22 protein-coding genes are annotated in these 23,412 nt (G+C 41.2%); 19 read left to right on the plus strand and 3 right to left on the minus strand.

Translation table 11 applies throughout. The features are described 5' to 3' along the window. Positions 1-388 precede the first annotated feature (388 nt). From K7887_RS06325 to K7887_RS06335, 3 genes are all read left to right on the plus strand, one after another. A complete protein-coding gene (locus K7887_RS06325; RefSeq protein ID WP_223492696.1) occupies positions 389-955 on the plus strand; it encodes a TetR/AcrR family transcriptional regulator in 567 nt (188 codons plus the stop codon). Between the two features lie 73 nt (positions 956-1,028). Then, positions 1,029-3,233 carry a YhgE/Pip domain-containing protein gene (locus K7887_RS06330; protein ID WP_223492697.1) on the plus strand — a complete coding sequence of 735 codons (2,205 nt, stop codon included), beginning with the start codon at positions 1,029-1,031 and terminating at the stop codon, positions 3,231-3,233. A gap of 167 nt (positions 3,234-3,400) precedes the next feature. Beyond that, on the plus strand, positions 3,401-4,411 hold the full coding sequence (locus tag K7887_RS06335) for a LacI family DNA-binding transcriptional regulator (protein WP_223492698.1): 1,011 nt from the start codon (positions 3,401-3,403) through the stop codon (positions 4,409-4,411). A 470-nt stretch (positions 4,412-4,881) separates the two neighbouring features. On the opposite strand, the gene yhfH is transcribed toward K7887_RS06335, so the two are convergent. Next, positions 4,882-5,016: a protein YhfH gene (yhfH, locus tag K7887_RS06340; protein ID WP_082380846.1), complete on the minus strand. Its 135-nt coding sequence runs from the start codon at positions 5,014-5,016 to the stop codon at positions 4,882-4,884. A gap of 153 nt (positions 5,017-5,169) precedes the next feature. Here yhfH and K7887_RS06345 point away from each other — a divergent pair, with 153 nt between their 5' ends. The 9 genes from K7887_RS06345 to aceA all read left to right on the plus strand — a co-directional run bounded on the left by K7887_RS06345 (position 5,170) and on the right by aceA (position 15,461). Then, the gene (locus K7887_RS06345) at positions 5,170-5,913 is read left to right on the plus strand and encodes an MBL fold metallo-hydrolase (protein ID WP_223492699.1); all 744 of its coding nucleotides are present in this window, start codon (positions 5,170-5,172) and stop codon (positions 5,911-5,913) included. Then, positions 5,913-6,899, plus strand: coding sequence for a lipoate--protein ligase (locus tag K7887_RS06350; protein ID WP_223493593.1), 987 nt, complete (start codon positions 5,913-5,915; stop codon positions 6,897-6,899). Before K7887_RS06345 ends, K7887_RS06350 begins: the two co-directional genes overlap by 1 nt. Positions 6,900-7,076: 177 nt before the next feature. After that, positions 7,077-8,627: a fatty acid--CoA ligase family protein gene (locus K7887_RS06355; RefSeq protein ID WP_223492700.1), complete on the plus strand. Its 1,551-nt coding sequence runs from the start codon at positions 7,077-7,079 to the stop codon at positions 8,625-8,627. An 80-nt stretch (positions 8,628-8,707) separates the two neighbouring features. Then, positions 8,708-9,487 (plus strand): enoyl-CoA hydratase-related protein, encoded by a 780-nt coding sequence (locus tag K7887_RS06360; RefSeq protein WP_223492701.1) that lies wholly within the window; start codon positions 8,708-8,710, stop codon positions 9,485-9,487. A 506-nt stretch (positions 9,488-9,993) separates the two neighbouring features. After that, complete coding sequence (locus K7887_RS06365) at positions 9,994-10,719, plus strand: AzlC family ABC transporter permease (protein ID WP_223492702.1); 726 nt, start codon at positions 9,994-9,996, stop codon at positions 10,717-10,719. Next, positions 10,712-11,020, plus strand: a complete 309-nt coding sequence (locus K7887_RS06370) for an AzlD domain-containing protein (protein WP_223492703.1) — start codon at positions 10,712-10,714, stop codon at positions 11,018-11,020. The genes K7887_RS06365 and K7887_RS06370 overlap by 8 nt, the downstream gene beginning before the upstream one ends. Positions 11,021-11,118: 98 nt before the next feature. Beyond that, the gene (locus K7887_RS06375) at positions 11,119-12,378 is read left to right on the plus strand and encodes a M48 family metallopeptidase (RefSeq protein WP_223492704.1); all 1,260 of its coding nucleotides are present in this window, start codon (positions 11,119-11,121) and stop codon (positions 12,376-12,378) included. Between the two features lie 167 nt (positions 12,379-12,545). Next, the gene (gene aceB, locus K7887_RS06380; protein ID WP_399209332.1) at positions 12,546-14,141 is read left to right on the plus strand and encodes a malate synthase A; all 1,596 of its coding nucleotides are present in this window, start codon (positions 12,546-12,548) and stop codon (positions 14,139-14,141) included. A gap of 30 nt (positions 14,142-14,171) precedes the next feature. Next, positions 14,172-15,461: an isocitrate lyase gene (gene aceA, locus K7887_RS06385; protein ID WP_223492705.1), complete on the plus strand. Its 1,290-nt coding sequence runs from the start codon at positions 14,172-14,174 to the stop codon at positions 15,459-15,461. Positions 15,462-15,527: 66 nt separating this feature from the next. Here the strand turns inward: aceA and K7887_RS06390 are convergent, their stop codons facing one another. Further along, positions 15,528-15,773, minus strand: a complete 246-nt coding sequence (locus tag K7887_RS06390) for an IDEAL domain-containing protein (protein ID WP_223492706.1) — start codon at positions 15,771-15,773, stop codon at positions 15,528-15,530. 193 nt (positions 15,774-15,966) lie between these two features. Here K7887_RS06390 and K7887_RS06395 point away from each other — a divergent pair, with 193 nt between their 5' ends. After that, complete coding sequence (locus K7887_RS06395; RefSeq protein ID WP_223492707.1) at positions 15,967-16,527, plus strand: competence protein ComK; 561 nt, start codon at positions 15,967-15,969, stop codon at positions 16,525-16,527. A 110-nt stretch (positions 16,528-16,637) separates the two neighbouring features. Then, positions 16,638-17,360 (plus strand): DUF421 domain-containing protein, encoded by a 723-nt coding sequence (locus tag K7887_RS06400; RefSeq protein WP_223492708.1) that lies wholly within the window; start codon positions 16,638-16,640, stop codon positions 17,358-17,360. On the opposite strand, the gene K7887_RS06405 is transcribed toward K7887_RS06400, so the two are convergent. Beyond that, the gene (locus K7887_RS06405) at positions 17,347-17,724 is read right to left on the minus strand and encodes a YhjD family protein (protein WP_223492709.1); all 378 of its coding nucleotides are present in this window, start codon (positions 17,722-17,724) and stop codon (positions 17,347-17,349) included. The two genes, K7887_RS06400 and K7887_RS06405, sit on opposite strands and share 14 nt — an antisense overlap. A gap of 180 nt (positions 17,725-17,904) precedes the next feature. Between K7887_RS06405 and K7887_RS06410 the strand changes: the two genes are divergently transcribed. From K7887_RS06410 to fabG, 5 genes are all read left to right on the plus strand, one after another. Further along, positions 17,905-19,896: a S9 family peptidase gene (locus tag K7887_RS06410; RefSeq protein ID WP_223492710.1), complete on the plus strand. Its 1,992-nt coding sequence runs from the start codon at positions 17,905-17,907 to the stop codon at positions 19,894-19,896. 67 nt (positions 19,897-19,963) lie between these two features. Beyond that, positions 19,964-20,881, plus strand: coding sequence for an aminoglycoside phosphotransferase family protein (locus K7887_RS06415; protein WP_223492711.1), 918 nt, complete (start codon positions 19,964-19,966; stop codon positions 20,879-20,881). A 102-nt stretch (positions 20,882-20,983) separates the two neighbouring features. Continuing rightward, on the plus strand, positions 20,984-21,589 hold the full coding sequence (locus K7887_RS06420; RefSeq protein WP_010192172.1) for a TVP38/TMEM64 family protein: 606 nt from the start codon (positions 20,984-20,986) through the stop codon (positions 21,587-21,589). 79 nt (positions 21,590-21,668) lie between these two features. Next, entirely contained in the window at positions 21,669-22,226 is a 558-nt protein-coding gene (lepB, locus tag K7887_RS06425; protein ID WP_223492712.1) for a signal peptidase I, read from the plus strand. Positions 22,227-22,480: 254 nt separating this feature from the next. Then, on the plus strand, positions 22,481-23,218 hold the full coding sequence (gene fabG, locus K7887_RS06430; RefSeq protein WP_223492713.1) for a 3-oxoacyl-ACP reductase FabG: 738 nt from the start codon (positions 22,481-22,483) through the stop codon (positions 23,216-23,218). Positions 23,219-23,412 lie beyond the last annotated feature (194 nt).

The following is a 23,412-nucleotide window of genomic DNA, read 5'->3' on the forward strand; positions in this document are numbered from 1 at the left end:
TCCGGGGTCTCACCTGTCCCTTCCTCCCGCGGGCGTCTACGCGCCTTCCACTCCAATCAACAAGATGGCTTCATTCATTTAAGGGTTAGTGAAAAGTCCTCTAACCGAGTTAGCTGTAAAAGGATTAACGTAACTTTACGCTATTTTCAGCTGTGGATTGGAGCAAATGGCGGAGACTCCAGCGGGGGAGTAACGGTTGGTTGAGACCCCGCAACGAAGTGAGGAGGCTCAAGCACCGTCCCGCGGAAAGCGAAGTCATTTGCGGAAAGCAACAGCGGCGACAATGCAAATACTAAACCTAGATGTTGCTTTTTTGTAAAAGAGCATCTATAATAAAACTCATTGACCGATATCGACATTTAGTCATATTGATGAAAGGAGCCATCAAATGGATCGTAAACAAAGTATCCTGGAGGCAGCTTTAAAATCTTTCTCTCTGTTTGGATATAAAGCTACGACGATGGATCAGGTTGCCAAGCTAGCAAACGTTGGAAAAGGGACGATTTATACCTTTTATTCTAATAAAGAAGAGCTCTTTAGTGAAATTGTAGCAGGTATACTAAGAGAAATGCAGGAAGTGGCTGACATGTCCATTAATCCCGAGCAGTCCTTTTTTGAAAATGCTCACAGAGCGCTTATCAGCTTGCTTGATTTTCGAAATGAACATCAATTAACCGTCAAACTGATTCAAGAAGAAAAGGAACTTGGGACAAAGATAGTCAACCAAGAACTTAACCGTTTGGAGCAAATGATTATTAGTTTTATCAAAGAAAGAATTGAAAAGGCCATAGAAAAAGGGGAATTAAGAAAGTGTGACCCGGAAGTAACAGCCTTTTTAATGCTTAAGCTTTATGTGGCGCTTGTTGTGGACTGGGAGGAGCATCATACCCCATTATCCAAAGAGGAAATTGCCAATCTATTTGAATTATATTTTATCAAAGGATTATCAACTTGATGATCCTTACTATTTTGAGTAAAAATGACTAAATGACAAAAATGGTCATAATGTAATGTGGAGGTAATAAAGAATGAAAAGTGTAATATTTGAGTGGAAGGAATTACTTGAAAATAAAAAAATTCTGATACCTGTAATAGCGGTACTATTGATTCCGTTGTTATATAGCGGAATGTTCCTGTGGGCTTTTTGGGATCCATACGAGAAACTTGATGAACTTCCGGTAGCAGTGGTCAATTTGGATGAAGGTGCTGAGTACGAAGGGGAGCCATTAACGATAGGGAAAGATCTTCAAGAAAACTTGAAGAAAAATGATGGTTTTAAATGGGAGTTTGTTTCGAAGGAAGCGGCATACGAAGGGCTGGACAAACAGCAGTACTATATGGTCATTGAAATTCCTGATAATTTTTCAAATAGTGCCACCACGCTATTAGATGAAAACCCTTCTTCACTGGAAATGAAGTTCGTTCCAAATGAGAGTTATAATTTTCTTTCAGCTCAAATTGGCTCGACAGCAGTAGAGAAAATTAAAGAGGAAGTATCCAAAGAGTTGACAAGTACGTATGCAGAAGCGATGTTTGCTAATCTGGAAAAGATGGCTGACGGATACAAAGATGCCGCAGACGGTACTAGTAAATTAAATAATGGCGTGCATGAGTTAAAAGATGGTTCTGTTGCTTTGAAAAAAGGATTGGAACAGGCTGCAGAAAAATCGATCGTATTCCAAGATGGAGTTGGAAAGGCCTATGGTGCCGTAAAAGATATCCATAAGGGAAATGAGGACCTGTCAAATGGTTTGGGCCAATTGCTTGAAGGTCAAGGAAAATTGTCATTAGCATCTGAGCAACTCCAAACTGGAGCAGCAACTCTTAACGATGGTTTAGCAAAAAGCAATGAAGGTATGTCACAGTTGCAAAATGCTCAAGAGGAACTCACGAATGGAGCAGGAAGCTTGGCAGAAGGTGCCGCGGAATTAAATGCTGGGACCGTTAAGCTTGAAGATGGGGCTTCACAAGCACAAGAAAAAGCAGAAGAATTGAATCAAGGAATGATTCAATTGAAAAAAGCACTTGAGCCCATGATAGAGCAGGCAAGCGAAGCACAACAGGCAGAAATCAATGCTTCTTTTGAACAGTTGATTAATGGCAGTGGTGAATTTTCTCAAGGACTGATGGCTCTTGAACAGGGAGCTTTGGAATTAAATACAGGCACTTCTTCCTTAGCGGAAAATAGCAGAAAGCTTGCAGATGGCCATTTAAACTTTCAAACTGGTTTGTCAGAACTGGCAAATGGATCTAACCAACTCTCTGAAGGTTCATCAGAACTTCTTAAGGGCCAAACTGAATTTAACCAAGGACTAACACAGTTTGGTGAAAAATTGGGTGACGCAAATGAGGGCAGTAAAAAGCTTGCAGAAGGGTCGGGGCAGCTCTTAGCTGGTATGGAGCAGCTTGACGGGGGATCCAAACAATTTCAACAAGGTACAAAAGAGCTTGCAGAAGGTTCAAATAAAATCACCACAGGACTGTCTGAAGTCGGTGATGGAACAGAAGAACTAGAGGGAAAATTGAAAGATGCTTCTGAGAAGTCCGGGGATGTTAAGGGGACTGACAAAACCTTTGATATGATGTCTGAGCCGGTGAAAGTTAAATCAGAAGTGGAGAATGGAGTTCCTAACTATGGAACAGGTTTTGCACCTTACTTCTTATCTCTTGGTCTTTTTGTAGGTGCACTCTTGCTTTCTATCGTATTTCCAATGCGCGATCCTGCAGGCATTCCTCGCTCAGGGACAGCATGGTTCAGCGGGAAAGTGGCGGTACTTGCAGCCGTAGGAATCTTGCAGGCATTGCTAGCAGATGCCGTATTGATCTTAGGATTAGGTGTAGAAGTGAAGAGCATGGCATTGTTTATTCTTTTCAGTATCCTTACTTCCTTTACTTTTATTGCACTAGTGCAGTTTTTGGTAACCACACTAGGTGACCCAGGCCGATTTGTTGCCATTCTTATTTTGATACTGCAATTAACAACAAGTGCGGGAACATTCCCGTTAGAACTAATTCCTAACGCACTTCAACCGTTCAATCTATTGTTGCCAATGACCTATTCTGTGTCAGGATTCAAAGCGGTTATATCAAGCGGGGACTTCGCTTACATGTGGGAAAATGTGTGGATATTAAGTGGATTCATGGTTGTTTTGCTTGCAGGAACATGGGGATATTTTGTTTATAAGTTTAAAAAAGACTACAAATCCCCAGTCGCAGAATCACCGTTAAGTTAATAGATTTTCTACTTAGGAGGCTGCATTAAAATGCGGTCTCCTATTTTAATATTAAATAATTGTAAAATTTTTATTGAAAACACTTACATTTCCTTTTATACTAGTAGTTATGAAAACGATTTCAACCATTCTACTAACCTATTATTTCAGCTAAGGTGGCGAGACTCGTGGCAACAATAGAAGATGTAGCAAAACTGGCAGGGTTATCAAGGACCACTGTTTCCCGTGTCATAAATAACCACCCGTATGTATCGGAAAAGAAACGTGTACTTGTATCAAATGCAATGAGTGAACTTGGTTATGTTCCAAATTCATCTGCAAGAAGTCTGAGGAGCCAGAAGACCGAAATGGTAGCGTTATTGATACCTCGTGTGATGAATCCATTTTTCAGTGAACTGATTGAACGGATGGAAATGGCTGCAGCCGAAAACGGTTACCAGCTTATCATCTGTCAGACAAAGTATTCAAAGAAAAAGGAACTTGATTATTTGAACTTGTTAAAAACGAAACAAGTGGACGGGATTATCCTTTCCTCCATACAAAATGACTGGAATATAATAGAACCGTTTTTAGAATATGGACCGATCGTTTTGTGCAATGAGTTTGAAGAAGAAGCAGATGTACCGTCTGTCAGGCTTGACCAGACATATGGCGGTTACATATCCACCAGGCATTTGTTGGAACTTGGTCACCGCAAGATTGCCTATTGTACTGGGGGATATAAAAGCAATGTCGCCAAAAGCAGGGAGGCAGGCTTTAAAAAAGCGCTTGCGGAATTCAATGTGGATTTTCGTGAAGAGTTCTCCTTTCGTGATGCCTTTACCATCGAGGATGGGAGAAGGGTGTTTCAGGAAATTTTGGAGCTGAAGGAAAAACCAAGTGCTATCTTTACAGGTGGGGATGAAGTGGCAGCAGGCATCATTTCAGAGGCGAAGCGCTCAGGCTGGAAGATACCAGAAGATCTTGCAGTAGTGGGCTTTGACAATCAGGCTATTACGGAGCTGGTGGAACCGACCATCACCACCGTGTATCAGCCTATTGATGAAATGGCGCGTAAAGCTTTCCAGGTCATGATGGAAAAGGTGCGTTCCAAACGCTATCGCCACAAGGAAGTTTATGAATATGATCTCGAGCTTATCGTTCGGGAATCAACGGTCAAACAAGGGGTTTACGTATAAAATAGAAAGAAGAGCACTTATGGGGATGAGTGCTCTTTTTGTTATGAGAAAGTATAACATCGGTTGATTTCCGTTCCAGGCGCTTCGCTTGCCTGCGGGCGGTCCGGGAGCCTCCTCGGCTTGCGCCTGCGGGGTCTCCCCTGTCCCTTCCTCCCGCGGGCGTCTACGCGCCTTCCACTCCAATCAACAAGATGGCTTCATTCATTTAATGGTTTATGAAAAAGCATCTAATAGAGTTAGCTAAATAAGCATAAACATAAAATTTACGCAATTTTTCAGCTGTGGATTGGAGCAAATGGCGAAGACTCCAGCGGGGGAGTAACGGTAGCTTGAGACCCCGCAAAGAAGTGAGGAGGCTCAAGCACCGTCCCGCGGAAAGCGCAGTCATTTGCGGAAAGGAACAGCGGTGTAAAACAATAAACCAGGGAACCTGCTATGAATCTAGCAAATTCCCTGGTTACTATTTTATATTATTTTAACTGACTGGACATACACTCATCGCAATGGTTGCCGTAGCACTCGTGCTGTTCATCCATTGTTTTTTTGCATTCAACGCATTTTTTAGGTGGTAAGGTTTTGAAAAATTCTGTACTTTTAATCAACATGTTATCACCCTCCGTTTTCTTATTTGTTGTTATTGTATTATAACAGAACTTGTCCTGTCAACATCTGTTTTAAAACAACTTCTCGAAATAGGAAAATGGGCAGGGATATGGTAGACTTGATTTTGGAATCCAAAAGAAGGGTGATGTATAGCCATGAAGCTTACTGTGGTAGGGTTTTGGGGAGGATATCCAGCTGTTAATAGTGCGACATCTGGGTATTTGGTCGAGCATGAAAATTTTAAATTATTGATTGATTGCGGAAGTGGTGTATTAGCACAGCTTCAGAATTACATAGAGGTAACAGAGCTTGATGCAGTGATTTTGTCACATTACCATCACGATCATGTTGCAGACATAGGTCCATTACAATTTGCGAGATTGATTTCCTTTTACATGGGCAAATCAGTGACGCAGCTTCCTATCTACGGACATCAGGAGGATATGCAGGGGTATTCCACACTAGATCATAAAGAATATACAAAAGGAATTGCATATGATCCTTCACAACCGTTAGAGGTTGGACCATTTAAAATAGAATTTCTGAAAACAACACACCCTGTACCGTGTTATGCCATGAAAGTATCCACAGATGAAGGTTCGTTTGTGTACACGGCAGATACAAGTTATCAGGAGTCATTCATCCCTTTTACCAAAGGGACAGACTTATTGATTTGTGAGTGTAATCTGTACGCGCACCAAGATGGCAAGGCTGCAGGACATATGAACAGCCATGATGCGGCAAAGGTTGCTCTAGGTGCAGAAGTTCCACAACTATTGCTCACACATCTACCGCATTTTGGAGAGGTGGAGCAGTTGGTCGAAGAGGCAGCAAGCATTTATAAAGGAAAAATCGATTTAGCACATAAAGGATTTAGTTGGGAGAGTGGAAAGAAATGATGCTTTTTATAGATAATAACGGAATTACGGATCCAAGAATCAACTTGGCAATAGAAGAATATGCCCTTAAAAATCTCGATATTGAAGATACCTATTTGCTTTTTTACATCAATGAGCCTTCCATCATCATCGGGAAGAATCAGAACAGTGTAGAAGAAATCAATACAAAGTATGTCGAGGACAATGGAATACATGTTGTTCGTAGATTATCTGGTGGTGGAGCGGTCTATCATGATCATGGAAACCTGAACTTCAGTTTTATCACAAAAGATGACGGAGAGAGCTTTCATAATTTCAAAAAGTTCACGGCACCTGTTGTGGAAGCATTGAAAAGCCTTGGAGTGGAGGCGGAAATGAGCGGGCGCAATGATATTCTTGCAGAAGGACGCAAAATTTCCGGAAACGCGCAGTTCTCTACAAGAGGCCGTATGTTCAGTCACGGTACTTTGTTGTTTGATTCTGAGATTGAGCATGTCGTTTCCGCGTTGAATGTGAAGAAGGATAAAATAGAATCCAAAGGGATTAAATCGATTCGCAGCCGTGTGGCAAATATTAAAGAATTCTTAAAAGAAGAGATTACGATTGAACAGTTCCGTCAGTTATTATTGGAGGCTATTTTTAAGTCCAAGGATATCCCTAAGTACGAACTAACAGAGAAAGATTGGAAGAACATTCACGAGCTCTCCAAGGAACGTTATCAAAACTGGGATTGGAATTACGGAAAGTCACCGAAATTCAACCTTCAGCATTCCCACCGCTTTCCAGTGGGTCAGATTGATGTGCGCCTCGATGTGACAAAAGGAAAAATAGAAAACTGCAAGATTTATGGAGATTTCTTTGGTGTTGGAGATGTGTCAGAAGTGGAAGACCTTTTATCAGGCGTGAAGTACGAGAAGGCAGAAATTTCACAGGCTTTAGAGGGATTAGATGTAAAACATTATTTTGGAAATATTACCAGAGATGAATTGATTGATCTAATATATTAATTTTAAGAGCATGGAGCGGGGATTCCTTGCTCTTTTTTTATATTAAAATATTTTATCTGAAAATTTTAATTTTATCGACATAATTTAATGACAGATATCTAGCAATCTACTATAATGGATAATGGGAGATTTATGAATGGTCATTCATTCAATTTATTCGAAGGGGAGATGAAACACTTGAATATTTCATCGCAATTGGCACTAACAGCGAAAACAAATCCAATGAAAGAAGCGTATATTTTTGAAGGGGATTCAAAAACTTACGCAGAATTGAACGCTGCAATAAACGCATTTGCTACAGGGCTTGAAAAGATGGGGATCTCACAGGGAGATCATGTCGGGCTTGTTGTCGGAAACTCGCCATACTTTGTCCTTGGACTTTATGGTGCGGCACGAATCGGGGCCACTGTTATTCCTATCAATCCAATCTATACTCCAGACGAACTTTCTTACATCCTTAGAGATGGCGATGTGAAAGCCATCATCACCTTAGACCTTCTTGTTCCACTGTTCGAAAAGCTTCATGGTCACCTGCCTTTAACGGAGCATTACATTATTTGTGAAACACCTGACGGAAAAGAAAAAGCGAAAGATTTTCCACTTGAACAACTTTCTGTTTATCCGAAATTGAAATCGTTTACATCCGTAATGGCTTCTGGAAGCTTTACATATGAAGGTCCGGAACTGAAGGATGACGATGTGGCCGTAATCCTTTATACATCTGGGACTACAGGCAAGCCGAAAGGGGCAATGCTGACACATAAGAACTTGTATCGCAATGCCAAGGATTCTGCGGACTTTTTGAAGATGAACGAAACGGATAAGGTTGTGGCAACTCTGCCTATGTTCCATGTATTCTGTTTAACAGTAGCATTGAATGCACCATTGATGAACGGTGCGACAGTCATCATTGTTCCAAGGTTCAGTCCGCAGGTGATTTTTGATGTGGTAAAAGAACATGAGGCAACAGTTTTCGCAGGTGTTCCGACCATGTACAATTTCCTTTTGCAATCTCCAGGGGATGTAGAAGATTTGAAATCATTAAGACTTTGCATTTCTGGCGGAGCTTCTATGCCTGTAGCTCTATTGAAGAATTTCGAAATGAAATACAATGTCATTATCTCAGAAGGCTACGGGTTATCAGAGGCATCTCCTGTTACATGTTTCAATCCGTTAGATAAGCCTCGAAAAGCTGGTTCTATCGGGACGACGATTGTAAATGTGGAAAATAAAGTCGTGAATGAACTTGGAGAAGAAGTGGCACCTGGAGAAGTTGGGGAACTTGTAGTCCGAGGACCGAATGTCATGTCAGGATATTATAAAATGCCAGAGGAAACGTCCGTTGCAATACGTGATGGATGGCTTTATACAGGCGATCTAGCAAAAATGGATGAAGACGGTTACTTCTATATCGTTGACCGCAAAAAAGACATGATCATTGTTGGAGGCTACAATGTTTATCCTCGTGAAGTAGAAGAGGTTCTTTACAGTCATGAAAATGTAGTGGAAGTGGCAGTTGTCGGGGTGCCTGACCCTCAGTTCGGTGAAGCGATAAAATGTTTTGTCGTAACGAATGCTCCGATAAATGAATCAGAGCTGCTTGGTTATTGTGCGGAGCGTCTAGCAAAATATAAGGTTCCAACATCTATTGAATTTTTAGAAGAGCTTCCTAAGAATACTACAGGGAAAATTTTAAGAAGAGCATTAAAAGAAAAACTAGGCGTATAAAGGATTTTTGCTCTCTGTAGAGAATGTATAAAATAGCGAAATTTGTAACCGCTAACAATCTTGGAGGGAGTAGGACAGATATGAGTTATATTGCAGTAGAGGTAAAAGATCATGTAGCAACCGTAACGCTTAACCGCCCAGATGCGATGAATGCGTTTAATTATGATATGTTAGTAGAATTGGGAAATGTAGCGGAGGAGCTTCGCACTAATGCCGACGTCCGTGTGGTAGTGATTACAGCGGCAGGGGAGAAAGCATTTAGTGTTGGAGCGGACCTCAAGGAAAGAAGAGGCCTTACCGAGCAGCAAGTAAGACGTAATGTGTACAAGATCGGGGATGTGTTCAACCGCATTGCCGACCTGCCGCAGCCGACAATCGCAGCAATAAATGGATATGCATTTGGAGGCGGGATGGAGCTTCTTCTTGCTTGTGATTTCCGTGTGACAGGCAAAGATGTGAAAATGGGACTGACAGAAACAAGTTTGGCAATCATTCCAGGAGCCGGTGGCACGCAGCGTCTGCCACGTATTATCGGTGAAGCAAAGGCGATGGAGCTGATTCTGACTGCTCGCCGCTTTTCCGGGGAAGAGGCTTACAGTTTTGGTTTGATTACAAGATTAGTAGATGAAGCCTCACATGCTCTTGATGGAGCCATGGAGCTTGCGCAGGAAATGTTGAAGAATGGCCCGATTGCGGTACAGCAGGCTAAATTTTCCATCCGACAAGGGATGGGAGTGGACATCCAGACAGGCTTGCAAATCGAGCGTAAAGCATATGAAGTGATCATCCCGACAGAGGATCGCGTGGAGGCGCTTGTTGCGTTTGGGGAAAAACGCGCGCCGGAGTTTAAGGGGAAATAAATTTTTGTGGACTCTCTCTTCTTTAGGAAGGGGGAGTTTTTTAACGTTATGAAGACCTTAATGACGAGTGAAAAGAAGAAGAGAGGTCCTCATGGTCGTTATGAAGACCTCAGTGACGAGTGAAAAGAAGAAGAGAGGTCCTCATGGTCGTTATGAAGACCTCAGTGACGAGTGAAAAGAAGAAGAGAGGTCCTCATGGTCGTTATGAAGACCTCAGTGACGAGTGAAAAGAAGAAGAGAGGTCCTCATGGTCGTTATGAAGACCTCAGTGACGAGTGAAAAGAAGAAGAGAGGTCCTCATGGTCGTTATGAAGACCTTAGTGACGAGTGAAAAGAAGAAGAGGAGTCCTCACCGCCAACATGAAGACCTTAGTGACAATGAAATATCATTGCTTCTTCACAACAAGCAAAAAATTATCTCGTATTGCGAAATACTCTTTACATATCCAGTAAACTACTAGTATATTTATAAATAATTCAATTTACTAGTATAGGAGAAATGCACAGTGGCAACGACCATCGCAGCTAGAAAAACCTCTTCTTTTCGAAACGGGTTGCAGGCTGGTGTCAGCATCGCAATCGGATACATACCTATTGCCATTACGTTCGGACTATTGGCAAAATCCGCTGGTTTAACAGTTACGGAAACGGTCCTGATGAGCTTGCTCGTTTTCGCAGGAGCGGCACAATATATGTCTTTGAATATGATTGTGTTGGGGTCTGGAGTATTTGAAATTGTCATGACCACATTTATTTTAAACATCCGTCATTTCCTGATGAGCGCTTCCCTCAATGAGAAGGTGGAAGAGAAGAGCCTCTGGAAAAAATCACTCTTTTCTTTTGGTATTACAGATGAAACCTTTTCTGTCACCGCTACCAAAGAGGGAACCATAAAGACAGGGTACATGTTCGGAGTAATCTTAATCGCCTATTCCAGCTGGGTGGTAAGCTCAGGAATCGGGCATGTCATCGGGAGCAGTTTACCTTCATCCCTTCAGGAAAGCATGGCGGTTGCCCTTTATGCCATGTTTGTCGGCTTGTTGATGCCTTCCTTAAAAAAGCACCGTAAAGTGGTGATGCTTGCAGGCGCTGCGGCTATTCTTAATTCTGTATTTTCTTTGGTGATTGGTATTGCTGCTGGATGGTCCATCGTCCTTGCGACCATTACGAGTGCTGTTGGGATAGAAATTTTATATGCAAAATGGTCAAAGGAGGAAAATGCAGATGAATAGTACCATCCTCATTATGATCGTCGGCATGGCTTTAGTCACCTATCTTCCAAGACTGATACCGTTTGTCATGTTTCAGGGCAAGGAGCTGCCGCCATTCATACAGGCAGTATTGAAGAATGTTCCCTATGCAACACTAGGGGCCCTTATTGTTCCTGGCATCTTCCTGATCAATGAAGATATTATGTATGGCGTGATTGGCGCAACAGTAGCATTTATTGTCGCTTATTTCGGTGCAAACGTCATTTTGGTTGTAGTCAGCTCCATTGCAGCTTTGAGTGTGTATTCCTGGCTGGTTGGCTAATAATGAAATGAGTAGGCTTTTCTTTCCTATAGCCTGCTTATTTTTTATATTGCGGCATAGAATATAACAGGGTGTTTAGGACGAGGAGGTGCGGAAATGTGAAAAAAACGGTTTCTCTAACGTTGGTCGGCTACATTCTCTATGCTTTAGCAGTGACATTTTACATATGGGTGGGAGCAGATACCTCCCTTCCGGCTGAACTTGCAGGAACAAAAGCGGATCCAGCCACTTTTCTAAGTAACAAGGAACTGATGATTACAGAAGAGTATTCTAAAATACGAAATACCATCTATTTTCTGACGCTTCCAGTGGAATGGATTTTTTATTTCCTTCTTCTTGTTTTAGGTGGCGCAAGGGCCATTCAAGGATGGGCGGAGAAAGTCACAAAATATAAAACGCTTCAGACAGGAATCTATCTTTTTTGGCTGACTTTTTTTAGCACGGTTATTCATTATCCACTGAGCTATTTACGTTATTTTCTCTCAAAAGATTATGGCATTACAGTTCAGTCTTATTCCGGCTGGATGCGTGACCAGGTTGTAGGATTTTGGGAAGGAATTCTTATTATGTGGATAGTGGTTCTTCTTCTCTATGTGCTTATCCGTAAATTTTCTAAATGGTGGTGGGCGATTGCCTGGTCATGTTTCATACCACTTGTATTTTTCATGATGTATATCCAACCGGTTGTCATAGATCCTTTATACAATGATTTTACCGAGCTGCAAGATAAGGAGTTAGAAGAAAAGATCCTGGATTTGGCTTCTGAAGCGGATATTCCTGCCGACCGAGTCTATGAAGTAAACATGGCGGAGAAAACCAATAGCATCAATGCGTATGTTACTGGAGTCGGCGGAAACTCGCGTATTGTGCTATGGGATACACTCCTGAATCGACTTAAAGAAGAGGAGATTCTGTTTATCATGGCACATGAAATGGGTCATTATGACATGAATCATATCGTAATTGGCATTACAGGATACATTGTGTTTTCTTTCTTTGCTTTTTACTTGATCCATTTGTCAGCAGGCAGGCTTCTAAACAGATTCGGTCAGAGGTGGAAAATCAATAGCTTAAACCAACTTGCCTCACTACCGCTATTATTGTTGCTGGTATCTTTGTTGCTTTTTCTTGCAAGTCCTGTAACAAATGCAGTATCTCGATATCAGGAACACAGGGCAGATGTGTATGCCATAGAACTAACCGGAAATGCAGAACCCGCTATTGAAGCATTTCAAGAAATTACGAGATCTAGTTTAAGTGAAGTGAACCCTCCTGCCTTAGTGAAGTTTTTTCGATATACCCATCCTTCAATGGTGGACAGAATCGCCTATTTAGAGCGGTATGTAAAAGAAGAGTGAGCAGCATGCAAGTGTGCGTTGCTTGCTTTTTTTTTGCGCTTTTTTACCGTGTCGAAAAATATTTGTGAATAAATTTTCAAAAAAGTCTTTTAAATTATGAACATTCTGTTATATAATACAATACAAATATACTAACTGTTTCATAACAAGAAAGGAGCAAGTATATCGTGAATACTGGTACAACAGGAATCAGCGTTACAGGTCAAATGAACAATGGCTATGAAACTGTACTAACACAGGAAGCATTATCTTTCATCGAGAAGCTCCATCACAACTTCAATAAACGCAGAAAAGAATTATTAGCAGAAAGAAAAGAGAGGCAAGCAAGGATTGATCGAGGAGAACAATTAAACTTCCTTGATAGCACAAAAGCTATTCGAACAAGTGATTGGAAAGTGAATGAAATTCCGCAAGACCTTCAAGACAGAAGGGTGGAAATAACGGGGCCGGTTGACCGCAAGATGATTATTCATGCACTTAACTCCGGAGCAAAGGTGTTTATGGCGGACTTTGAGGATGCCTCCTCGCCAACTTGGAGCAACATGATAGAAGGACAAATCAATTTACGCGATGCAAACCAACGCAAAATTGACTTCACGGCTTCAAACGGCAAAGAGTACAAACTGAACAAAGAAATCGCCACCCTTCTTGTCAGGCCAAGAGGCTGGCATCTAGAAGAAAAACATATTCAAGTCAACAACGAATCAGTTTCAGGAAGCCTTTTCGACTTTGGGTTGTATTTCTTCCATAACGCCAAGGTCCTTCAGGAAAATGGAAGCGCTCCATATTTTTATCTTCCAAAGCTTGAAAGTCACCAGGAGGCAAGACTATGGAATGATGTGTTTGTATTTGCCCAGAAAAAATTGGGCATCGAACAAGGGACGATTAAAGCAACGGTATTAATTGAAACCATCACGGCAGCATTTGAAATGGATGAGATACTGTACGAACTGAAAGAGCATGCTGCAGGTCTTAACTGTGGGCGATGGGATTACATTTTCAGCTTTATCAAGAAGTTCAGAAATGATCCATCCTTCCTTTTGCCGGATAGAAGCCAAGTAACGATGGCAGTCCCATTCATGAGAGCCTATACCCAATTAGTCATACAGACCTGCCATAAACGTGGTGCCTTTGCAATTGGCGGTATGGCAGCACAGATACCAGTAAAGAATGATGAAGAAGCTAACACACAAGCATTTGCAAAAGTAAGGGAAGATAAACTCCGAGAAGTGAAAGATGGACATGATGGAACGTGGGTGGCACACCCGTCATTGGTTCCGGTGGCATTGGAAGTCTTCAATGAACATATGGAAGGTCAGAATCAATTGCACATAAAAAGAGAAGATGTCATAGCTGATCCTAGTGAGCTTGTCCAGATTCCTGAAGGTACGATAACAGAAGATGGTTTGCGGAAAAATATTCATGTTGGGATGGAGTATATTGCCGCATGGTTGGATGGAAGTGGCGCGGTACCAATCTTTCACCTGATGGAAGATGCAGCTACAGCAGAAATATCCAGATCCCAAGTATGGCAATGGGTTAGACATCCAGAAGCCAAATTAGAGGATGGTACACAAATTACACTTGCGTTGGTCAAACAACTGGTTCAGGAAGAAAAACAGGCCATCATAGAAAAAGTAGGTCCTGACCGCTTTTCAAAAGGGAAGCTGGATCAAGCTGCCACTCTTTTTGAAAACCTAATCAAAGATGATAACTTTGCTGAGTTTTTAACACTTCCAGCTTACAATTTATTGGAAGATTAATAGATAACTAACCTTAGGGAGGAATTAATAATGAGAAGAGAAGAAAGAATTGCACAGTTAGAAGAAAGCTGGGAATTGGAACAACGATGGAATGGCATTGAAAGACCCTATTCTGCAGAGGAAGTGTTGCGTCTTAGAGGTTCCATTGATATTGAACACACATTGGCAAAAAGAGGAGCACAAAAACTTTGGGATCTTCTTCATACGCAGGACTATGTTCATGCACTTGGAGCTTTAACAGGAAATCAGGCTATCCAGCAAGTAAAAGCGGGATTAAAAGCTATTTACTTAAGCGGCTGGCAAGTAGCGGCAGATGCCAACCTATCGGGTCATATGTATCCCGATCAAAGTCTCTATCCGGCAAACAGTGTGCCGCATGTAGTTAAACGAATCAATCAAGCTCTGCAACGTGCAGATCAGATTCAATACTTAGAAGGAAGCGAAGAAGTGGATTACTTTGCACCGATCGTTGCGGACGCAGAAGCAGGATTTGGTGGTCAGTTAAATGTATTTGAGTTGATGAAAGGCATGATTGAGTCCGGTGCATCTGGTGTTCACTTTGAAGATCAATTGTCTTCAGAGAAAAAGTGTGGCCATCTTGGTGGGAAAGTATTATTGCCAACCCAAACGGCTGTGAAAAACTTGATCTCAGCACGTCTTGCTGCAGATGTTATGGGTGCTCCGACGGTCTTGATTGCCAGAACGGATGCGGATGCGGCAGATCTTATTACAAGTGATATTGATGAGAACGATCATGCTTTCTTGACTGGTGAGAGAACAGCTGAGGGATTCTATCGAACAAAGGCCGGCATTGACCAAGCGATAGCCCGTGGCCTTGCTTATGCACCATATGCGGATTTGATCTGGTGTGAAACGTCCGAACCTAACCTAGAACAGGCAAGAGCTTTTGCGGAAGCGATTCACGAAAAGTTCCCTGGTAAACTGTTGGCTTATAACTGTTCGCCATCTTTCAACTGGAAAGCAAAATTGGATGATGCCACCATTGAAACATTCCAGCAGCAGATCGCCCAGTTCGGCTATAAATTCCAATTTGTAACTTTAGCAGGATTCCATGCCTTGAATCATGGCATGTTCGAGCTTGCAAGAGGATATCGTGACCGTGGGATGGGAGCATATTCCAAGTTGCAACAAGCCGAGTTCGAAAGTGAGCAATATGGCTATACGGCAACCCGTCATCAACGCGAAGTAGGAACAGGGTATTTTGATGAAGTGGCGAAGCTTGTTTCCGGTGGAACATCCTCTACCACTGCACTGAGCGGCTCAACAGAAGAAGCGCAATTTTATCAAGCGAAAAAATAAATCCAACATTAACAAGGAGAAGAGAAGAGCCAACTGTGCTCTTCTCTTTTTCAGCGTTTTAACTCTCTAAGCAGAAACGCCCCAATCGTTCAGGAATTTTTTATATCTGGCGGAAAGTAAGTGGAACTGAGAAGGGTCATTGGCATCCAAGGCACTGTCAATTTTCTCTTGCAGAAGGTTTTTGTGGTAGTGGAATAAAGACTCATCAATGATCATCTGGACATACACATTCATCATATAGGCTTCAACGGACACTTTCTTGTTCATCTTTTTCGCTTTCATCAATTCCGTATAAGACTTCTCATTCTTCATGAGTTCCTCACCTCGAGCCTTTTTAATAGTATATTGAGGAACGCTATAAAAATCAACAAATTTTTAAAATATTTAAAATATTTTAAAAACCTTTACACAGCTTGGGTTTTCTGGGAAAATATACATAAATAGTCAAAATAGTGGTTCGATTGTCACGAGATGACAGAGAACACATATGGAAAGGGTGAACATAATGAAGAATAATGTCGAATTGTCGAGTGATTATGAGATTAATGGCTTTACTATGGCAATCATTCCTGTTGAAATGGAGGGAAATCTTTATTCAAAAGTACTGGAAGAAGAAGGAGAAATTTATGTTTCATTGCCGCCAATCAAAATCATTGAAGACAGCTGCAACTTTTACGGATCTAGTTTTGAAGGAAGAAAACAAGGTACCAAGGGCATCTCCGGCTATACTCACAAACCCCCAATCGTCATTGATCCGATGAATGACATTTTCTTTTTCCCCACTGCATCACCTACAAATGATAGCTGCATCTGGATTTCACTACATTATGCGTATGAATATAACAAGACCCCAACCGCTAACACAAAAGTGATGTTCCCGAACAACACCATCGTGGAATTTCCCATCTCGAAAACTTCTTATGAGGCACAAATCCACCGTACGTCCCTCTTTAGGGCGAAGCTCCAACAACGAGTCAATAGGAAAAGAAGTAATTCCAATCGAAGTCTTGTTGCTACACCAGGGATCATGTACAGATTGAGAAACAGTAAGGACTTGCAGAGCTAAATGACATAATGCACCTTTCAACATGAGAGGTGTATTTTTTTGGGAGAAAATTGCATATCCCATCCTTTTTGAATAACCCTAAGGAAAAGGACAGAGGAGGTATGTCTAACATGGAGCTTTTCACGGACTTAGCAAAAGTACTTTTCCGTATTGTAACCATCCTGCCATTAATGCTAATAGTTACGCTCTTCATGGGAAAACGGTCGATTGGAGAGCTTCCGGTCTTTGATTTTCTAGTTATTTTAACACTAGGTTCCGTCGTGGGGGCCGACATAGCCGATCCAAGTGTTCATCACATGCCGACTGTAGGGGCAATCATTGCCATTGCTCTCTTGCAAAAGTTTATTGCCTGGTGGAAAATAAAAAATCATCATATTGGGAAGTTGTTGTCCTTTGAACCGACGCTTGTTATTTATGACGGACAATTCCATATTGAAAATATGTACAAAATACATTACTCCATTGATAACATCCTGCAGATGTTAAGGGAAAAGGATGTCTTCCGTATCGAGGATGTCCACTTTGCATTAATTGAAGCGAATGGCGAGCTTTCGGTGAAATTAAAACCTGCAAAAGAAGCGGTTAAAGTGGAAGATGTGGCCACTGTACGTCCTAAGACTTCTATAGAATATAGCGTAATTATGGATGGGAGAATACAGCGAAAAACTCTGAACCTGTTGGGATTTGATGAAGCATGGTTAAAAGAAGAGTTGTTGAAAAAGGATATCGTTAATATCCAAGATGTTTTTTATGCTGCCATCAATGAAGAAAACAAGCTTCATGTTTCTTTGCGAAATTCTAAACTAAGGCCGACTATACCTATTTTTCACTAGTCGAAGACCCTTCCATTTTCAAAATATAATGCATTAAAAGTTCATTAACCTTATTCCTGATTCGCGGGTTGAAGTAATTATGGTGTTCTTCATATCCATTAAAAAGAAAAGCATACATCGTAAACGATTCATCCTGTTTTAATTTGTGGAGCTTCATTTGTTGCTGCTTCATGTCTGCTTTTATTTGCTTAAGTTGCAGCTGAATTTTGCGCATGACCTGATCAATAAGAGTGAGATAAGGTTCTTTTAATTTTATTCCGCTGTCTTTAATAATGCTTGTATCTCTTTCTAGTACAATCAGTAATAAAGGAAGATATATCGCCTGTTCAAACAGGTTTATTTGCTCTTTTGATAATCTTGTCATTTCATCTTCCTCCTAAATAATCAGAACGTTTGTTCGTATTTATTTTATACCAAAGTCTTAAAAATATGCAAGTAACTTTTTAAAACAGAAAAATAAAGTTTTTTTAAGTTTCTTAAAGGGGAATTATTTCATTTGTCGAAATAAGTAGAATAAAGAATTTTACATAAGGGAGAGATTTCAATGACAAAGAGAAAAATAGAGTCAACAGATCTGTTTCGTCTAACATCTATCACCGATCCGCAATGGGATAAACATTCCCGTAAATATGCGTTTGTGCAGACTACAGTACATGAGGAAGAAAATGAATATCGCTCTACCATTTACGTAGGGGATTTAGAGGGGAACGCGATACCATTCACATCTGGAAAAGGGAGAGCAACAAGCCCAAGATGGTCTCCGGATGGAAGCAAGCTTGTTTTTGTCTCCAACCGAAACGAGAAAAGCCAACTATATGTTATGCCGGTAAACGGTGGAGAAGCAGAGCAGGTAACCTTCTGTAAAAATGGTGCAAGAGGGCCAGTCTGGTCGCCATGCGGAACGAAAATATTGTTTAGTACTTCTGTAGAGAGTGCGGATGATTTGCATTCTACAAGCTCTAAAAGTGAGGAAAAGAAAAAACCTGAGCCTCTTGTAGTAGAAAAAATGCGCTACAAGTCCGATGCTAAGGGATTTTTAGACAACAAAAACGATCATCTTGCACTATTGGATTTGAAAACAAAGGAAGTAAGTCTCCTCACAGAAGGAGACAGGGATTATGGAAGCGCTGCATGGTCGCCTGATGGAACAAAAATTGCTTTTGTAGCAAATCTTGAAGAAAATCCAGATGTTTCTTTGGTTTCTGATGTTTATGTAATGGATGTTCAGTCAAAAGAAAAGAAAAAGCTTACACATAGCAACGGCTTCTTTTCCACCATCTCCTTTTCACCAGACGGTCAGTATCTGGGCTTTCTAGGACATGAAAAAGAGTTTCATAGTGCGACATTGACTCGTGTATGGGTGACCCAGATTGCAACAGGTGAAACCCATTGCCTAACAGAGAACCTTGATGTAGAGGTTGGGGATGTTGCTATTGGGGATTTCCATTCCGGTAACGTAAATCCTGGACTTATGTGGACAGAAGAGAGTGAGGGTTTCTATTTCTTAATGAGTGACCAAGGTGCTACAGGAATCTACTTTGGTTCTTTGGACGGTTCCATGTATCCAATTCATCTACCCGATGAGCACGTATATGCAGTAAGTATGCTTACAGATACCCATGAAGCAATTGTAGGGGTAAGCAACTCTACAGATCCAGGGGAACTTTACCACCTTAATTTCCGTTCTCAGACACGAACACAATTGACTAAAGTTAATGAAGCTTGGAAAAATGAAGTAGAGTTGAGTGTGGCAGAACCTATCCGCTATAAAGCACCGGATGGTTGGGATTTGCATGGCTGGATCATGAAACCTGCAGGATTTGAAGAAGGAAAGAAATATCCGACAATCTTGGAGGTACATGGCGGTCCTCATGCCATGTATGCCAATACGTATTTCCATGAGTTCCAAACATTGACGGCACAAGGATTTGTTGTGCTATTCACTAATCCCCGAGGAAGTCACGGTTATGGTCAAGAATTTGTTGATGCAGTGCGCGGTGATTACGGTGGCAAGGATTATCTTGATGTCATGGCTGCGATGGATTACGCGCTCGAAACATTCGACTTTATCGATGAAAAGAATCTTGGCATAACCGGAGGAAGTTATGGAGGTTTCATGACAAACTGGGTGGTCAGTCACACTGATCGTTTCAAAGCAGCTGTCACACAACGCTCCATTTCAAACTGGCTGAGCTTTTATGGTGTCAGTGACATTGGTTACTACTTCTCTGAATGGGAAGTGAAAGGGGATATGGGAGAAAAAGTCGATAAGCTTTGGGACCATTCTCCAATCAAATACGTGAGCAATGTCAATACGCCACTGCTAATCCTGCACGGTGAAAGAGATTACCGTTGTCCGGTGGAGCAAGCAGAGCAACTTTTCATTGCCTTAAAACAACAAGGAAAGACGACTAAGCTTGTTCGTTTCCCAGGTGCAAATCACGAGTTGTCCAGAAGCGGAGACCCAGCACTCCGCATTCACAGACTGGATCACATTAAGAACTGGTTTGTGGAGTACTTGGAAGGCACTAAGTAAAAAAAAGTAAAAAGCAGACGGGGCTCTTCCTTTTGGGAGAGCTTCGTTTCATTAGGAGGAGGGCACTATGATAAAGCTCCCGTCAGATTATATTCAAACAATCAGAAACATACATAAAGAAGAGGGAGAGGCCTGGCTGCAAAATTTTGACTCGCTGATAACGTACTGCGAGGAAAAGTGGAATCTGAAGGTTCTCCCTCCCTTTGAACTTTCCTATAATTTTGTTGCCCCTGCAGAGACAAAGGATGGAGGCAAAGTTGTCCTGAAACTCTCAGTGCCGACCAAGGAGTTCTATTCGGAAGTGGCAGCGTTAAGATATTTTGCTGGAGAGAGAATGGTCAAGATTATAGACACTGAAGTCGAAAAAGGAATATTGATATTGGATCATCTGATTCCTGGCGATACGCTGGCAACACTTGAGGATGATATAGAAGCAACCGAGGTTGCAACCAGTATTATGGAATCGTTGTGGGTACCGGAAACACCGGATTCTAGTTTGCCTCAAATCCAAGAAAGAGAGCAAAGCCTCATGAAATTTTTCAGCGCACATCCAACAGGTAAAGATCCTATCACACAAAATCTTCTTCAAAAAGCTATTAATACCTTCCGATGCTTGCTGGATGAAAAACAAGAAAGATACATCCTGCATGGAGATCTGCACCATTACAATATTTTAAAGGAGAAATCCTCATGGGTGGCTATCGACCCTAAAGGTTTGGTGGGAGAACGGGAATACGATACGATTCAATTTCTTCTAAACAATCTTCCGGAGGATAATATTGAATCGATTCTATACAAGAGAATCGCCGTTTTGGTGGATAAATTGAAACTGAATGAAAGAAGAATACTTGCATGGGGATTCGCACACTCTGTACTTTCTATCTGCTGGTCGATAGAGGACGGAGAAGAATATAGTGCACCATTTTATAAAAGCATATTTGTATTTGAAAAATTACATAATGAAAAATTTGGCTGTTTAACTTAGTAAAAAGAGTTTCTTTTTTTAAATAAGGTTATTTAATGGGACAATAAAGGAATAATTAGTACAATAGAGAAAGATGACTAGCAGAGAAGTGGAGATAGTGTAATGGAATTTATAGAATATATAAAAGAATTACTGACAATGGAAAATCTACTGGAGGTATTGGAAGAGTATCAATCATTTGGGCCACTGCCGGGTTTCTTGTTAGTGGTGCTGGAAGCATTTCTTCCTTTTCTTCCTTTGATCGTAATCGTCATGGCAAATGCTGCTGCTTTTGGTCTTTGGCTGGGGTTCCTCATTTCTTGGTCAGGGGCCGTGGTCGGAGCTGTGATTGTTTACTATTTTGTACATAAGTTGCAAAGATACCCCAGAATCCAGGCTTTGCTTAGAAAAGAAAAGATAAGGAAGATGATGTCTTGGATTGAAAGACATGGCTTCGGTCCTATCTTCTTTTTACTATGTTTTCCTTTTACTCCGTCATTTTTGATCAATGTGGTTGCCGGGTTATCCAAAATAAAATTTTACCAATTTTTTCTGGCATTGGTAGCCGGGAAAATGGTCATGATTTTTACCATCAGCTATATTGGCTATGATATTATTTCCTTTATTCGTGCGCCGATTAAAACGGCCATTGCTATTACCATTATGTTGGTATTATGGTTTATCGGGAAAAAAGTAGAACTTCGTTTACAGCTTTCAGGAGAAAAATAAACAATTGTTTGTAAAAATTCAGTATATTATGATAATATTAAAGTACAAAAGACCTAGATAGACATTCGGGGGTTATGAATTGAAAGAAAAGATCACAAAACGTAAATCAGCAATGAAATGGTTGGTTGTCACATTCCTTTTGGTGCTTATGATTCGTGCGCTTTTCTTTTCTAATTATATTGTAGAAGGGCATTCCATGAATCCAACATTGGAGCAAGGGAATTTCCTGATGGTTAATAAAATGGTTTACTCCTTTACGAAGCCGGAACGATTTGATGTGGTTGTTTTTCAACAAGAAGATGAGGATACCCATTACGTAAAAAGAGTAATAGGATTGCCAGGTGACCAAATTGAATACAAACAAGATATGCTCTATGTTAATGGAGAGCAAGTGACAGAGCCGTTCATCTCACCTGAGCGCTTAAAAATCTTTGGTGGCAACTTTACAGGTGATTTTTCTTTAGAAGAGTTGACGGGCGAAGAAGCAGTACCAAAAGGCCATGTATTTGTAATAGGAGATAACAGGCTCAACAGCTTAGACAGCAGGCATTTTGGATTTATAGAGATAGAAGACATTGTCGGTAAAGTTCATGTCCGCTATTGGCCTTTTGATGAATTTAATACTACCTTCAAGTAAAGAACACATTTCATCTCCGATAACCTAGTTAATCGCAGTGGAAGGCACGAAGACTCCTATGGGAGGAAGGGACATGGAAGACCCCGCAGGGCGAATGCCCGAGAAGGCTTCCGGACCGCCCATGGAAAGCGAAGTGCCTGGAACGAAGATTAGCTGTTTATACGGATTTCGAAATCTGTTCTTTTTTTACCTTTGCTTACAAAAACAGTATAATTAAAAGAGATTTAATTTTCAGATATAATAGGGGGATGGACATGAGATTACAGGGGAAAGTTGCAATTATAACAGGAGCTGCGAATGGCATAGGCTTGGAAGCGGCAAGGGTATTCTTAAAAGAAGGGGCAAAGGTAGCCCTGGTAGATTATGATGCAATGACTGGAGAGAAAAGAGTTGCAGAACTCCAAGCAGAAGGGGAAGCAGCGTTCTACCAAGTGGACGTTTCCAACGAGTCACAGGTAGTAGAAATGGTCGCAATGGTGAAAGAAAGATTCGGTAAAATCGATATTTTAATAAACAATGCAGGCATAACAAAAGATAATATGCTCCTGAAGATGAGTGGCGAAGATTTTCAAAAAGTAATGGAAGTCAATGTGAATGGTGTCTTTAATTGCACCCAGGCAGTGGTTCCTCATATGCTGGAAAACGGTAAAGGGAAAATCATCAATACGTCTTCCGTAAGCGGTATATATGGGAATGTTGGACAAACCAATTATGCTGCAGCAAAAGCTGCCGTAGTCGGTATGACAAAGTCATGGGCGAAGGAGTTTGGTCGGAAAAATATTAATGTGAATGCGGTAGCGCCTGGGTTTGTGGAAACGGCCATGGTGGAGACGATTCCTGAGAAGATGATCCAGACGATGCTTCAGTTGGTACCATTACAGCGGCTAGGAAAGCCAAGTGATGTTGCCAATGCGTATCTGTATCTTGCTTCAGATGAATCGGATTATGTGAATGGGACGGTTCTCCATGTAGATGGCGGAGTTATGATGTAAAAAGTAAATACTCGTCTTTTAAACTAGGTACTGGAAAGGTGCCTAGTTTTTTAGTATACATTTTTAGTATTTTGACGAAAAAAGTAACAAATCACTTCATAGCATATTCATTCTTGCCAAGACTCACACCGACACCGTATGATGAACTCAGGCTAAATAGTCAAATTTGAATAATTGAGTATAGGAGGACATCC

Source organism: Sutcliffiella horikoshii, assembly GCF_019931755.1.
Classification (GTDB): Bacteria; Bacillota; Bacilli; order Bacillales; family Bacillaceae_I; genus Sutcliffiella_A; species Sutcliffiella_A horikoshii_E.

What these genes read in the sequence shown, in the direction of transcription:
- K7887_RS06330 (WP_223492697.1), top strand. Translation starts at nt 1,029, where the DNA reads ATGAAAAGTGTAATATTTGAGTGGAAGGAATTACTTGAAAATAAAAAA.
- aceA (WP_223492705.1), top strand. Translation starts at nt 14,172, where the DNA reads ATGAGAAGAGAAGAAAGAATTGCACAGTTAGAAGAAAGCTGGGAATTG.
- K7887_RS06370 (WP_223492703.1), top strand. Translation starts at nt 10,712, where the DNA reads ATGAATAGTACCATCCTCATTATGATCGTCGGCATGGCTTTAGTCACC.
- fabG (WP_223492713.1), top strand. Translation starts at nt 22,481, where the DNA reads ATGAGATTACAGGGGAAAGTTGCAATTATAACAGGAGCTGCGAATGGC.
- K7887_RS06395 (WP_223492707.1), top strand. Translation starts at nt 15,967, where the DNA reads ATGAAGAATAATGTCGAATTGTCGAGTGATTATGAGATTAATGGCTTT.
- K7887_RS06415 (WP_223492711.1), top strand. Translation starts at nt 19,964, where the DNA reads ATGATAAAGCTCCCGTCAGATTATATTCAAACAATCAGAAACATACAT.
- K7887_RS06345 (WP_223492699.1), top strand. Translation starts at nt 5,170, where the DNA reads ATGAAGCTTACTGTGGTAGGGTTTTGGGGAGGATATCCAGCTGTTAAT.
- K7887_RS06400 (WP_223492708.1), top strand. Translation starts at nt 16,638, where the DNA reads ATGGAGCTTTTCACGGACTTAGCAAAAGTACTTTTCCGTATTGTAACC.
- K7887_RS06405 (WP_223492709.1), bottom strand. Translation starts at nt 17,724, where the DNA reads ATGACAAGATTATCAAAAGAGCAAATAAACCTGTTTGAACAGGCGATA.
- K7887_RS06325 (WP_223492696.1), top strand. Translation starts at nt 389, where the DNA reads ATGGATCGTAAACAAAGTATCCTGGAGGCAGCTTTAAAATCTTTCTCT.
- K7887_RS06350 (WP_223493593.1), top strand. Translation starts at nt 5,913, where the DNA reads ATGCTTTTTATAGATAATAACGGAATTACGGATCCAAGAATCAACTTG.
- K7887_RS06410 (WP_223492710.1), top strand. Translation starts at nt 17,905, where the DNA reads ATGACAAAGAGAAAAATAGAGTCAACAGATCTGTTTCGTCTAACATCT.
- K7887_RS06420 (WP_010192172.1), top strand. Translation starts at nt 20,984, where the DNA reads ATGGAATTTATAGAATATATAAAAGAATTACTGACAATGGAAAATCTA.
- K7887_RS06390 (WP_223492706.1), bottom strand. Translation starts at nt 15,773, where the DNA reads ATGAAGAATGAGAAGTCTTATACGGAATTGATGAAAGCGAAAAAGATG.
- yhfH (WP_082380846.1), bottom strand. Translation starts at nt 5,016, where the DNA reads ATGTTGATTAAAAGTACAGAATTTTTCAAAACCTTACCACCTAAAAAA.
- K7887_RS06360 (WP_223492701.1), top strand. Translation starts at nt 8,708, where the DNA reads ATGAGTTATATTGCAGTAGAGGTAAAAGATCATGTAGCAACCGTAACG.